The sequence below is a fragment of the Rothia mucilaginosa genome (genome assembly GCF_019334805.1).
Classification (GTDB): Bacteria; Actinomycetota; Actinomycetes; order Actinomycetales; family Micrococcaceae; genus Rothia; species Rothia mucilaginosa_C.
Genome location: NZ_CP079822.1, coordinates 424335 through 437132, shown reverse-complemented (window position 1 = coordinate 437132; position 12798 = coordinate 424335). Strand labels below are relative to the sequence as shown.

Annotated in this window: 11 protein-coding genes; 9 read left to right on the top strand and 2 right to left on the bottom strand. The window is 61.7% G+C overall.

Translation table 11 applies throughout. The features are described 5' to 3' along the window. Position 1 precedes the first annotated feature (1 nt). The 9 genes from LPB405_RS01670 (at position 2) to nrdR (ending at position 10605) form a co-directional block, all read left to right on the top strand. Entirely contained in the window at positions 2-850 is an 849-nt protein-coding gene (locus LPB405_RS01670) for a polyphenol oxidase family protein (protein WP_219101686.1), read from the top strand. 21 nt (positions 851-871) lie between these two features. Next, positions 872-1708 (top strand): YggS family pyridoxal phosphate-dependent enzyme, encoded by an 837-nt coding sequence (locus LPB405_RS01665; protein WP_219101685.1) that lies wholly within the window; start codon positions 872-874, stop codon positions 1706-1708. A gap of 236 nt (positions 1709-1944) precedes the next feature. Beyond that, positions 1945-2826, top strand: a complete 882-nt coding sequence (locus LPB405_RS09195) for a cell division protein SepF (protein WP_219101684.1) — start codon at positions 1945-1947, stop codon at positions 2824-2826. A 10-nt stretch (positions 2827-2836) separates the two neighbouring features. After that, positions 2837-3136 carry a YggT family protein gene (locus LPB405_RS01655; protein WP_219101683.1) on the top strand — a complete coding sequence of 100 codons (300 nt, stop codon included), beginning with the start codon at positions 2837-2839 and terminating at the stop codon, positions 3134-3136. Between the two features lie 527 nt (positions 3137-3663). Beyond that, positions 3664-4203: a DivIVA domain-containing protein gene (locus LPB405_RS01650; protein ID WP_219101682.1), complete on the top strand. Its 540-nt coding sequence runs from the start codon at positions 3664-3666 to the stop codon at positions 4201-4203. Between the two features lie 380 nt (positions 4204-4583). Continuing rightward, a complete protein-coding gene (gene lspA, locus LPB405_RS01645; RefSeq protein WP_219101681.1) occupies positions 4584-5210 on the top strand; it encodes a signal peptidase II in 627 nt (208 codons plus the stop codon). A gap of 122 nt (positions 5211-5332) precedes the next feature. Then, positions 5333-6319, top strand: coding sequence for an RluA family pseudouridine synthase (locus tag LPB405_RS01640; protein ID WP_219101680.1), 987 nt, complete (start codon positions 5333-5335; stop codon positions 6317-6319). 91 nt (positions 6320-6410) lie between these two features. After that, positions 6411-9953: a DNA polymerase III subunit alpha gene (dnaE, locus tag LPB405_RS01635; protein WP_219101679.1), complete on the top strand. Its 3543-nt coding sequence runs from the start codon at positions 6411-6413 to the stop codon at positions 9951-9953. A gap of 196 nt (positions 9954-10149) precedes the next feature. After that, complete coding sequence (nrdR, locus tag LPB405_RS01630; protein WP_005506525.1) at positions 10150-10605, top strand: transcriptional regulator NrdR; 456 nt, start codon at positions 10150-10152, stop codon at positions 10603-10605. A gap of 101 nt (positions 10606-10706) precedes the next feature. Here nrdR and ppgK read toward each other — a convergent pair whose 3' ends face one another. Both ppgK and map read right to left on the bottom strand, forming a co-directional pair. Continuing rightward, on the bottom strand, positions 10707-11558 hold the full coding sequence (gene ppgK, locus LPB405_RS01625; protein ID WP_257604947.1) for a polyphosphate--glucose phosphotransferase: 852 nt from the start codon (positions 11556-11558) through the stop codon (positions 10707-10709). A gap of 156 nt (positions 11559-11714) precedes the next feature. Then, positions 11715-12626 (bottom strand): type I methionyl aminopeptidase, encoded by a 912-nt coding sequence (gene map / locus LPB405_RS01620; protein WP_049350342.1) that lies wholly within the window; start codon positions 12624-12626, stop codon positions 11715-11717. Between the last annotated feature and the right edge of the window lie 172 nt (positions 12627-12798).

The following is a 12798-nucleotide window of genomic DNA, read 5'->3' as shown; positions in this document are numbered from 1 at the left end:
GATGAGCGATAATCCCACAACTTCGCTACTTGCCGCTGCCGATACCCTCACTCTGGGCCACTGGCGTGTGCGGGTGGGCTTCACCTCCCGCGCGGCGGGCAACCTGGGCCTGCACGTGGACGATGAGCTCGGCGGCGGTATGGACGCCTCCCTGGTGCGTACTCTCAACCACCGTGCCGCCCTGGAGGAGGCGCTGGGTACCGACCCGTTCTTCTACCTGAACCAGGTGCACGGTGTGCAGATTGCCTACCCGGAAGATTACGCGGTGGAATCCTACGCGCCCGGTGCTCCGCAGGAGCGTACGGTTGAGCGTGCCCGCGCGGTGCTGGAGAACTCGCCGGTCGCCGATGCCGCTATCAGTACTGAGGGTGTGCCCCTGGCGATTATGGTGGCGGACTGCATTCCCGTGGTGCTGGTGGGTGAGCGGGTCGCGAACTGGCAACCAATCCTGGCGGTGGCTCACGCTGGCCGCCGCGGCCTGCTCGACGGCGTGCTCCAGCAGACCGTGCAGCGGATGCGTCAGCTCGGCGCGGAGAAAATCACCGCGTGGCTGGGCCCGAGCATCTGCGGTAGCTGCTACGAGGTGCCCGAGGCGATGCGCACCGAGTCCACCGAGCTGATTCCGCAGGTACATTCGGTGACCAGCCAGCAGACCCCCGGCCTGGATCTGCCCGCCGGTGCCCGCGCCGTGCTGGAGGAGGCAGGCGTGCAGGTGAACATGGACTGTGCGCAGTGCACGTTTGAGGAGCCGACGGTGTATTCGCATCGCGGGTTCACGAACCGCGGTGAGAAGCCGGGCCGTATCGCGGGTCTGGTGTGGGTTGAGAAGCTGGAAGATCCTGCCGCGTAGAGGCGCTGAAGGAGAGAAAAGATGTCTGAAATGAATGTAGAAGAACAGAACCTGCACTACGCTCCCGAACGCGCCGAGCAACTGCTGCAGAACTACCGTCGTGTGCTTGAACGTATCCGCGCCGCGGAGCAGGATCGTAGCGCCGTGCGTACCGAGGCGAGCGCCCCGGTGCAGCTGGTGACGGTCACGAAGTTCTTCCCCGCCTCCGACGCGGCGGCGCTACTGGACGGGGGAGTGACCCTCTTCGGCGAGAACCGCGACCAGGAGGCGAGCGCGAAGGCTCGTGAGCTTGCCGCCTACTGCGCACAGCGTGAGGTGCAGCCCCCGCACTGGGCGTTTATCGGCCAGCTGCAGACGAATAAGGCGAAGTCTGTGGTCAAGTACGCCTCCAGCGTGCATTCGGTGGATCGCCCCTCCCTGGCGGACGCGCTGGCGAAGGCGTACGCGAACCAGCTGGCACGCTTCGAGGCGGGGGAGGCGCCCGCACCCGCGGCGGCGCAGCAGGGCGCGCTGACCTGCCTGGTGCAGGTGTCCCTGGCGGAGGTTGCGACGGCTGGGCACGCTGCTGAGGGTGCGCGTGGCGGTACGAGCGCCTCCGAGCTGCTGGAGCTGGTGGAGCGCATCGAAAACCACGAGCACCTGCGCTGTGGTGGCGTGATGGCGGTGGCGCCGCTGGGCATGAACCCGGATGAGGCGTTTGAGAAGCTCTACGGACTGGCGTCGCTGGTGCGTGAGCAGGTGCCGCATGCGACCGAGATTTCCGCCGGCATGAGCGGTGACTTGGAGGCGGCGGTGCGTTGGGGATCGACCTGCGTGCGCGTGGGTAGCGACATCATGGGTAAGCGCCCGGTGCTCTAGCCTCGCCTAAGCTACGTGCCGTGCGTTGCCCCCCTGAGCTCTGGGTTGCTTTCGGGCTCTGGGTTGCTTTGGGCGCGCAAACTGGCGGCATAATCATCGGTGCCCTTGACCGCCTGCGCGGGGTGGGCGCTGGTAATATATACATGCCGGTGCATGGCGTACCGTCACGCACACACCTTCTGACGAAGCACCACGGCAGACCCTGTACACCACAAGCAAAGAACAGCGAGAGAATCATGGCGAAGCAAAGCCGTCTGGCGGGTTTCCTCGGCCTGGAACGATACCAGGGCGCTGAGACGACGCCGGAAGAATCCCCGCAGGCTGTGCAGGCTGACTCCCGCCGGGAGGCAAACGCCTCCGCAGGGCAGGCTGCTACAGCGCAGAAGACCGACAGCGCCAACAGGCTCTCAGCACTGCCCGGCTCGGAACAGTACAGCGTTGCCGAGTCGCAGAGCGAAACCTACCACCTGCAGGACGAACCCGCCTATACTGAACAGGAAGAGTACCAGCAGGCTGATAGCTACGATGACGGTACAGAAACCGAGTATCTGGACGCAGAAGAATCTGCCGACGGACGAGCAACCGTAGATGCAGCGGCGTACGCCACCGCTCATACACCTGAAACCACAGCTGATCTGGCGGACACCGAGCAGATTTGGGACGATGCCAGCGCAGACAATTGGGAGGACACCCCGGTGCCGAATACCGAATACACCGAGCAGTACGCCGAGACGTACTCCAACGACGGCTACTACGACCAGGGCTACGAGCCCGAAGAAACCAACGGATACACCTACGGTTACGAGGAAGAAGAGGACGAATTGCGTCGCATCACCACTATCCACCCCCGCTCCTACAATGACGCAAAGATCATTGGTGAGGCATTCCGCGAGAACATCCCCGTGATTATGAACGTGGAAGAAATGCCTGACGCAGACGCAAAGCGCCTGGTGGACTTCGCATCCGGTCTGGCATTCGCACTGGAGGGCCGCATTGAGCGTGTCACCGCTAAGGTGTTCCTGCTGACCCCCTCCAACCTGGAGGTTCTGGGTGTGGCTAACTCTGAGGTTCCCGCCGGCTTTGAGACCGACGGCGAATTCCCCTTCGACCAGGGCTAAGGACTGATAGATGGGTTATATTTTCGCCCTCATAACGATCGTTATCTACGTTCTCTACATTGCGATGCTGCTGCGCATGCTCTTTGACTGGGTGCGCATGTTCGCACCGGAGTGGCGACCCAAGGGCATTGTGTTGCTCTTCGCCAGCGGCGTGTACTCGGTGACTGACTGGCCGATGAACCAGTTGCGCCGCCTGATCCCGCCGGTTCGTGTGGGTAACGTTGCGTTGGACACCGGCTTCCTGATTCTGATTGTTCTGTTGTCTTTGCTGCTGAGCATCATGATGCGGATGACCGCGGCCTTCTCGTAAGCGCCTGCCCGCTAAGAGACGATAGCTGACGAGCACAAACGATAGACCCCCGCCTGCCTGACCCGTTCACGGGTTGAGTGCAGAGCAGGGGTTTTCTGTGCTTAGGTTCTATACCTGTGTTCTGTGCCTGGGTTCTGCGCTTAGGATCAATCTGGGTTCTGCGCTTAGGCTCTGCCTGGGCTCTGTGCTTGGGTTCTGCCAGGGGAGCGTCACAATGCCTTCTCGAAAACCTTCTCAAAATGCACCGCAGGGCAAAAAACGTAAGGGCGATAGCGGGGACTAGGGAGGATATTAGACGTGGTGAATCCCACCCTTGCGCAGAGCGAATATTTTACGGTTCAACCGACGTATAACCGGGCACAGAAACCAAAGAATAGTAGAATTGGTGCCAACGACTGCATAGCGGAATAGCCATGCCCTGAACCATCGGGACCCTGAAATATTGGGGCCACGACCTATCTGGCTGGTGAATCCGCAGCACTCATCTTCACCACCAAACACCGTAGGGATACCCAGAGGAGAAGCCCATGGCAATCACCCCCGAAGACCTGATCACTAAGAGCTTCAAGATCGTAACCGAAGAGTCCGGTTACGACCGCAACGAGGTCGACGACTTCTTGGACGAGCTTGTTGTCGAACTGCGCGCACTCTACTCCGATCGTGACGCCCTGGAGCGTCAGGTTGAGCAGCTCTCTGCAAATGCACCCGATTCCCCCGCAGCGGCTGTAGCACCCGCACAGTCCTCGCCGGCATCGGCTGCACCTCAGGACGCGGCGGCACTGCTCGCCATGGCACAGAAGGTTCACGACGACTACGTGGCACAGGGCGAGAAGGCTAAGGCTGAACTGCTCGAAGAGGCAGAGAGGAAGGCAGACGCTATGGTGAGCGAAGCTCAGCAGCAGCGCGAAGAGGTTCTCTCTCGCCTCACCGACGAGAAGGAAGAGCTGGAGATCGCTGTTGAGGCTCTGCGCGGCTTCGAGAGCCGCTACCGCTCCAAGCTGCTGCAGCACCTGGACGCACAGGTTCAGGAGCTGAAGAACCTCAAGTCCATTGAGGCTTCCGCATAAATCAGCGTGCCTAAATAAGCTAACGACGCTGTTAAGCTAACGACGCTGTTAAGCTAACGACGCTTTGAGGCGTATGCCGCCCGGATTCTTTCTCTTCCACCGCTATTCACCGGGGAAGATCGAGAGAACCGGGCGGTATTCTCATACCTGTCCGGCACGAGCCAAGAAAACCCCCAAGAACCCCTGCGAACCCAGCGTGAGAAGCGGGGGAGAGCACCCGCCACATCACCACCGAATACTCGATGCACTACCCCGATTTGCTAAGCTAGAGGGGCACTATCGAACGCGAGCGCGACCCGCCTCCGCACCATAGGGCCTCCGCGCCGTAGGCGCAACAACCGGCACAGACCGCAGCAACCGGCACAGACTAGAGGAGAGCTATGACCAACACCCCCAAGACTGCTGAATCCTCAGTCGCACAGGCTAGCGATAACGCTGCCGAAAACACCACCGAAGAAGCTACTGGACACCGCGTGCGCATCCTTTCGGCTCGCTCCGCCGGCATCCTCGCGCTCGTGCTCGCCGCCGTCGTATTCGCTATCGACCAGGGCACCAAATACCTGGTCGTCACCCAGATGCAGTTGGGGGAGCGCATCACCGTCATTGACGGACTGCTGTGGTGGTACTCGATCCGTAACTCCGGCGCCGCATTCAGCATGGGTGAGAACGTCACCTGGGTCTTCACCCTCGTCATGGCCGCCGCCGCCGCCGTGGTGCTCTACCTGCTGCGCCGCACCCGCGCCCTGTCCTGGACCCTCGCGCTGGGCGGTCTGCTTGGCGGTATCTGCGGCAACCTTTTCGACCGTCTCTTCCGTGAGCCCGGCTTCGGCTCCGGTCACGTGGTTGATTTTATTTCCGTGCCGAACTTCGCGATTTTCAATATTGCAGACTCCGCAATCTGCGTGTGCATGGCGTTCATCGTGCTGCTGAACTTCAAGGGCCTGAACCTCAACGGAACCCGTGTGCAGGCTGACGACAAGAATGCGGCAGGGAAGAGCACCAAGTAGCTCCCCGTTCCGGCATACGCGCCGACGGTTACGTTGCCGACACACGTGCCTACTAAGACGTTCTCACACAGACGACCCCTCACACAGACAACCAAAGCAAACACCATCCGAAGGAGAGCCGCATGAGCGAAACCACCAACGCCGCCGAAGATACGGCACGCATCCGCGCCGAATTCACCGTTGAAGGCGCGCTCGCCGGTATGCGCCTGGACGCCGCGCTCGCCGGTGCCCTCGACGCGCCGCGCACCCGCACCTCCGGGTGGATTCGTGACGGCCACGTGACCGTGACCAACAACGGCAAGACCGTAAAAATTGGCAAGTCCTACAAGCTGTCCGCAGGGGACGAGGTCGTCGTGGACGCACCCGCACCGCGCGATCTGGCGGACATCCGCCCCGAAAAGGTGGACGGCTTCCGCATCGTGCACCTGGACGAGGACATCGTTGTGGTGGACAAGCCCGCAGGCGTGGCGGCACACCCCTCACCCGGCTGGCACGGCCCCACCGTCATCTCCGCGCTCATGGGCGAGGGCATTTCGGTTGCTACCTCCGGCGCGGCAGAACGCCAGGGCATTGTGCACCGCCTGGACGTGGGCACCAGCGGCCTGATGGTCGTAGCCCGTAGCGAACGCGCCTACACCGAACTCAAGCGAGCCTTCAAGGAACGCACCGTGGACAAGGTCTACCACACCCTCGTGCAGGGCCTGCCCGACCCGCTGCGCGGCACCATTGACGCACCCATCGGCCGCCACCCCGGCGACGAATGGAAGTTCGCCGTGGTTGAAGACGGACGCAACTCCATCACCCACTACGACGTGCTCGAAGCCTTCGGTCCCGCATCCCTGGTAGAGGTGCACCTAGAAACCGGGCGCACCCACCAGATTCGTGTGCACTTCTCCGCGCTGCGCCACCCCTGCTGCGGCGACCTGACCTACGGCGCCGACCCGCGCTTTAGCGCCGAACTGGGTCTGACCCGACAGTGGCTGCACGCGCACCGCCTGGGCTTCGACCACCCCGGCACCGGTGAGCGCGTGACCTTCACCAGCGAATACCCGCTCGACCTGTCCTACGCGCTGACTGCTCTGCGCGAGGGTAAGGTTCAGCTCGGCTAGACAGCTCGGATAGACAGCCCAGCTAGGTAGAGCCGCCCGCGGGCCGTCGCACACAGCTTCACATTCACCGCCCATCCTCCAGGAGATTCCCGTGGCAACCAAAGAATTTACGCACCTGCACGTGCACACCGAGTACTCCATGCTCGACGGTGCCGCGCGCCTGGGAGACCTGTTCACCCACGCTAAAGAACTCGGCATGAAGTCCATGGCGACCAGTGACCACGGCTTCCTCTTTGGTGCCTTCGACTTCTGGCGCCAGGCTAAAGCGCACGACATCAAGCCCATCATTGGTGTGGAGGCGTACCTGACCCCCGGCACGCACCGCACCGACCGTTCGCGTGTGCGCTGGGGCGATGGCTCCCGCGATGACGTTTCCGGTGGTGGCGCGTACACCCACATGACCATGTGGGCTGAAACCACCGAGGGCATGCACAACCTGTTCCGCGCCTCCTCGATTGCGTCGCTGGAAGGTCAGCTGTACAAGCCCCGTATGGACCGTGAGGTGCTGCAGACCTACTCGAAGGGTCTAATTGCCACCACCGGCTGCCCCTCCGGTGAGGTTCAGACGCGCCTGCGCCTGGGCCAGTTCGACGAGGCAGTCCAGGCGGCGAGCGAATTCCGCGATATTTTCGGCAAGGACAACTTCTACTGCGAGGTCATGGACCACGGCCTGGACATTGAACGCAACGTCCAGGAGGATCTGCACCGCCTCGCCAAGAAGCTGAACCTGCCCTTCGTCGCCACCAACGACCTGCACTACACCCGCCAGGAAGACCACACCGCCCACGCGGCGCTGCTGTGCGTGCAGTCCGGCTCGACCCTCACTGACCCCAAGCGCTTCAAATTCGACGCGGATAACTTCTACCTGCGCTCGGCAGAAGAAATGTACGCCCTGTTCGGCGACATTCCCGGCGCGTGCGAGAACACCCTCGAAATCGCTGAACGCTGCAACGTGGAGTTCAATACCAAGGCGAACTACATGCCGAACTTCCCCGTGCCCGAGGGTGAAAACGAGGAATCCTGGTTCGTGAAGGAGGTCGAGAAGGGCCTGCACTACCGCTTCCCGGACGGCGTGCCTGACAAGGTGCGCAAGCAGGCTGAGTACGAGGTGGGGGTTATTACCTCCATGGGCTTCCCCGGCTACTTCCTCGTGGTCGCCGACTTTATCAACTGGGCTAAGCGCAACGGTATTCGCGTGGGTCCCGGCCGTGGTTCCGGTGCGGGCTCCATGGTGGCGTACGCGATGCGTATTACCGACCTGAACCCGCTCGACCACGACCTGATCTTCGAGCGATTCCTCAATCCCGACCGCGTCTCCATGCCCGACTTCGATGTGGACTTTGACGATCGTCGCCGCGGCGAAGTCATCGACTACGTGACCGAAAAGTACGGTGAAGAGAAGGTCGCGCAGATCGTCACCTTCGGCACCATTAAGGCGAAGCAGGCGCTCAAGGACGCCTCCCGCGTGATGGATCAGCCGTACTCGGTCGGCGAGCGCCTCACCAAGGCGATGCCGCCGGACGTCATGGGTAAGAACATCGCCCTGGCGAACGTGTACAACGAAGAGGATAAGCGTTACGCCGAGGCGGCAGATTTGCGAGCCCTCATTGAGGACCCGGTCGATAAGATTTACGGCCAGGTGTTCGAAACCGCGAAGGGCCTGGAGGGTCTGAAGCGTCAGTGGGGCGTGCACGCTGCGGGCGTGATTATGTCCAGCAAGGACCTCGTGGACGTGATCCCCGTGATGCGCCGCGAGGCCGATGGCCAGGTCATCACCCAGTTCGATTACCCCACCTGTGAGGGCCTGGGCCTGATCAAGATGGACTTCTTGGGTCTGCGTAACCTCACCATCATCTCTGATGCGGTGGAGAACATTAAGGCTAACCGAGGCATTGACCTGGACCTTGAATCTCTCTCGCTGGATGACCCGGAATCGTACCGTCTGCTGGCGCGCGGCGATACCCTCGGCGTGTTCCAGCTCGATGGCGGCCCGATGCGCTCGCTGCTCAAGCTCATGGAACCCGAGGAGTTCGAGCACATTTCGGCAGTGTTGGCGCTGTACCGTCCGGGCCCGATGGGTGCGAACTCACACACCAACTACGCTCTGCGTAAGAACGGTAAGCAGGAGATCGAGCCGATTCACCCCGAGTTGGAAGAGCCGCTGAAGGACATCCTGGACACCACCTACGGCCTGATTGTGTATCAGGAGCAGGTGATGGCGATTGCTCAGAAGGTCGCGAACTACACTCTGGGTGAGGCAGACTTGCTGCGCCGTGCGATGGGTAAGAAGAAGAAGGCGGAGCTGGATAAGCAGTACGCTACCTTCCACGACGGTATGATTTCTAACGGCTACTCTGAGGGCGCTATTAAGGCGCTCTGGGATATTCTGCTGCCGTTCTCTGACTACGCGTTCAACAAGGCGCACACGGCCGCGTACGGTCTGGTGTCCTACTGGACTGCGTACCTGAAGGCGCATTACCCGCAGGAGTACATGGCCGCGCTGCTGACCAGCGTGGGCGATAACAAGGACAAGCTCGCGCTGTACCTGAACGAGTGCCGCGCCATGGGCATTACCGTGCTCGCACCGGATGTGAACGAATCCACCCTGACCTTCGCCCCTGTCGGTGACGATATCCGCTTCGGTATGGGCGCGATCCGTAACGTGGGCGCGAACGTGGTCGAAGGCATGATTGCCGCCCGCGAGGAGAAGGGCCGCTACGAGTCCTTCAACGACTTCCTGAAGAAGGTGCCGCTGCAGGTGTGCAATAAGCGCACCATCGAGTCGCTCATTAAGGCGGGCGCTTTCGACGACCTGGGCCACACGCGCCGTTCCCTGTCCCTCATTCACGAGGCGGCAGTGGACGCAGCCGTGGCAGTCAAGCGTAAGGAAGCGGCGGGTCAGTTCGACCTCTTCGGCTCCCTCGGCATGGATGACGCCCTGGGTGATGAGCTGACCGTGACCATCCCCGACGTGCCCGAGTGGGACCGCCGTGAAAAGCTGAACTTTGAGCGTGACATGCTCGGCCTGTACGTTTCGGACCACCCGCTGCGCGGCCTGGAGCGTGCCCTCTCGGACGCTGCAAGCCATTCGGTGCACGACATCATCGGTGAAGACTCGCACGTGCGCGACGGCGAAACCGTCACCCTTGCGGGCATGCTCACCGGCGTTTCGCGCCGTATCGCCAAGTCCAGCGGTAACCAGTACGCCTCCGTGGAGCTGGAAGACCCCTCGGGCGCAACCATTACGGTCATGTTCTTCTCCCGCGCCTACGAGACGATGGGCGCCGCCCTGGCGGACGACCTCATCTGCTCGATTCGTGGCCGCGTGCAGCGCCGCGACGACGGCAGTGTGAACATGAGCGCGCAGGAACTGCAGATCCTGGAAATCAGCGATGACGGCCGCGCCGCACCCATCACCATCGTGGTACCCGAATACCTGGTGACCGAGGCGAACCTGAAGGAGCTGAAGGAGACCCTGCGCGACCACAAGGGAACCGCGGATGTGCGCATGCTCGTGCGTACCCGCGATAAGGAGCAGCTGGTGCTGCTGGACCCGAGTGTGCGCGTGGAACCGAACCCGAGCCTCTTCGGTGAAATCAAGACGATTTTCGGTCCGAGCTGCATTCGACGCTAACAACGCACGCTAATAACGTGCGCTAATAACGCCCCCGTGAGGGGAATGACAGGGTGGATTCTGCATAGCAGAGTCCACCCTGAGCGTATATTCACTCACAACATACGGCGTCTGCGCTGTATATCACGGTAGAATAGGTATAAATATTCTTGAGCGCTGTATACGCGGGCGCTAGCGCCCAGCCAAGGAGAAACGAATGTACTGCCCCTATTGCAAGCACACCGACTCGCGCGTGGTGGATTCCCGCACCACCGATGACGGCGCCGCCATTCGCCGCCGCCGCCAGTGCACCTCCTGCGCTCGCCGTTTCACGACCGTTGAAACCACCACCATTTCGGTGATTAAGCGTTCCGGTGTGACCGAGCCCTTCGACCGTTCGAAGATTGCCGCCGGCGTACGTAAGGCATGCCAGGGCCGCCCCGTGGGTGAGGACGATTTGGCGAAGCTCGCCCAGGAAGTTGAGGAGCTGATTCGTGCCCGCGGTCTGGCGGAGATTAACGCGCACGAGGTGGGTCTGACCATCCTGGAGCCGCTGTCGAAGCTGGACGCGGTCGCCTACCTGCGTTTTGCGAGCGTGTACCAGGCCTTTGAGAACCTTGAAGACTTTGAGGAGGCGATTGCGCGTCTGCGTGAGGACCGCATCGCCCAGTAGCTAACTAAACCGGTAGCCGCTATAGACGAGCGGCGGCATGCAGAAGGGACCGCCTTTCCGAATCATTCGGAAAGGCGGTCCCTTTCAGTTGCTTTTAGGCTTTACGCTTCGCCGCGGCGCTGACGCTCAGGCAGCATACCGCCAGCCCACAGTGCCGCACCCACAATACCGGCGTTATTGCGCAGGGCAGCCATGACCATGGGGGTACGAATCTGATCCTCAAAGTAGGGCATGAACTTCTCCGGGTTCTTGGAGATGCCGCCGCCAATGATGAACAGGTCGGGGGAGAAGAGCATCTGAACGTGCTCGAAGTAGCGGTACAGGCGCTTGCCGTACTTCTTCCAGGACAGCTCGTGCACCTCGCGGGCACGCGCGGAAGCCTGAGACTCGGCGTTGTGGCCGTCAATCTCCAGGTGACCCAGCTCGGTGTTCGGAATCAGCTTACCGTCGTTGATGAGAGCGGAGCCGATGCCGGTGCCCAGGGTGATGACAGCGATCAGGCCGTCACGGTTACGGCCCTGACCGTAGGTCGCCTCAGCCAGACCGGCTGCGTCAGCGTCGTTGAGGCCGTAGACGGTGCGGCCGCCCAGCGCCTCGCTCATGACCTGCTCCAGGTCGGTGTTAATCCAGGAGTCGTCCACGTTCGCTGCGGAGAAGACCATGCCGTTCTTCACCACGGCGGGGAAGTCGATGCCGACAGCGGACTCGGGATCCGGTGCCAGGTCGCGGCCCTGCAGCTCATCGACTACGCGGCGTACGACCTCAGCCACAGCCTCGGGGGTTGCGGGCTTGGGGGTGTCAATGCGGAAACGGTCCGAAACGAGGTTACCGGTGCGCAGGTCAACGATGCCGCCCTTAATGCCGGTGCCTCCAATGTCTACACCAATCTGCAGGTCCTTGGGGGTGGGTGCGGGCAGCTCAGTGATGACGCTGGGTTCTGCGTAATCGCTCATGGTTTTCTCTCTTTCGCCCCGCCTACTGCCGTGTAACTGGGGGAGCGGGCGGGTTTGTTAGTGGGTGAACTGATATAAAAGTGAGGTGCTGGGCTCGTACCTGCCGTATCTGTACAAGTCGTACCTGTACAAGCAGGAAACCCAGAAGTCTGCGCTTTAGGGCAGGGTGAGGATGTCCGCGCCGTCAGCGGTCACCACGAGGGTGTGCTCGAACTGCGCGGTGCGCTTGCGGTCGCGGGTGACCACGGTCCAGTCGTCATCCCACAGATCCCATTCGATGGTGCCGAGGGTCAGCATGGGCTCGATGGTGAAAATCATGCCCTCACGGATCTCGGTGTCGTAGGCGGGTGCCGCATCGTAGTGGGGGATGATGAGGCCCGAGTGGAACTCACGACCCACACCGTGACCGGTGTAGTCGCGAACCACGCCGTAACCGAAACGCGCCGCATACTTCTCAATGACGCGACCAATCACGTTAATCTGGCGACCCGGCTTCACAGCCTTAATCGCGCGGTTCAGGGACTCCTCGGTGCGCTCAACCAGCAGGCGGGACTCTTCGTCCACGTTGCCGATGAGCAGGGTCTTGTTGGTGTCGCCGTGCATGCCGTCCAGGTATGCGGTGACGTCCAGGTTGAGGATGTCGCCGTCCTCCAGCACAGTGGAGTCCGGGATGCCGTGGCAGATGACCTCGTTTAGGGAGGTGCACACGGACTTGGGGTAGCCGCGGTAATCCACGGTGGAGGGGTACGCGCCGTGGTCGCAAATGTACTCGTGGACCAGCACGTCAATCTCGTCGGTGGTGGTGCCGGGCACGCAAATCTTGGATGCTTCAACGATGGCGCCTGCCGCAATCTTGCCGGCTGCGCGAACCCGCTCAACTTCCTCGGGGGTGTACATGTTCGAGTCGTTACCCTCGTTGGCGGTGGGCTTACCCACGTACTCGGGGCGAACAATGTGCGAGGGGACCGGGCGCATGGGGGTGACGCGTCCGGGGGTCAGGCAACCGACAGGTGCGCGACCGGGCTCTGCGGGAAGATTATGCGAAGTGTTCGTTTTGGTTGAAGACATAGTTTCATCTTACCGGGCGTGGGCGGGTTGTGTCCCTTGCGGGGGCGCTAAAAAGCGGCGGATACATAAGCCGTACCTTTTTCCCAGATTGTGAATAAAATTTCATGCACCCTAGCGGCAAAACCGCGCGGCGGAAGACCGGGACAGAAGATCGTGGAGGGGGAGCGCCGTG

Bases quoted from the DNA above. Each gene is read 5' to 3' on its own strand.
- LPB405_RS01670 (WP_219101686.1), top strand. From the start codon at position 2: ATGAGCGATAATCCCACAACTTCGCTACTTGCCGCTGCCGATACCCTC.
- LPB405_RS01665 (WP_219101685.1), top strand. From the start codon at position 872: ATGTCTGAAATGAATGTAGAAGAACAGAACCTGCACTACGCTCCCGAA.
- LPB405_RS09195 (WP_219101684.1), top strand. From the start codon at position 1,945: ATGGCGAAGCAAAGCCGTCTGGCGGGTTTCCTCGGCCTGGAACGATAC.
- LPB405_RS01655 (WP_219101683.1), top strand. From the start codon at position 2,837: ATGGGTTATATTTTCGCCCTCATAACGATCGTTATCTACGTTCTCTAC.
- LPB405_RS01650 (WP_219101682.1), top strand. From the start codon at position 3,664: ATGGCAATCACCCCCGAAGACCTGATCACTAAGAGCTTCAAGATCGTA.
- lspA (WP_219101681.1), top strand. From the start codon at position 4,584: ATGACCAACACCCCCAAGACTGCTGAATCCTCAGTCGCACAGGCTAGC.
- LPB405_RS01640 (WP_219101680.1), top strand. From the start codon at position 5,333: ATGAGCGAAACCACCAACGCCGCCGAAGATACGGCACGCATCCGCGCC.
- nrdR (WP_005506525.1), top strand. From the start codon at position 10,150: ATGTACTGCCCCTATTGCAAGCACACCGACTCGCGCGTGGTGGATTCC.
- ppgK (WP_257604947.1), bottom strand. From the start codon at position 11,558: ATGAGCGATTACGCAGAACCCAGCGTCATCACTGAGCTGCCCGCACCC.
- map (WP_049350342.1), bottom strand. From the start codon at position 12,626: ATGTCTTCAACCAAAACGAACACTTCGCATAATCTTCCCGCAGAGCCC.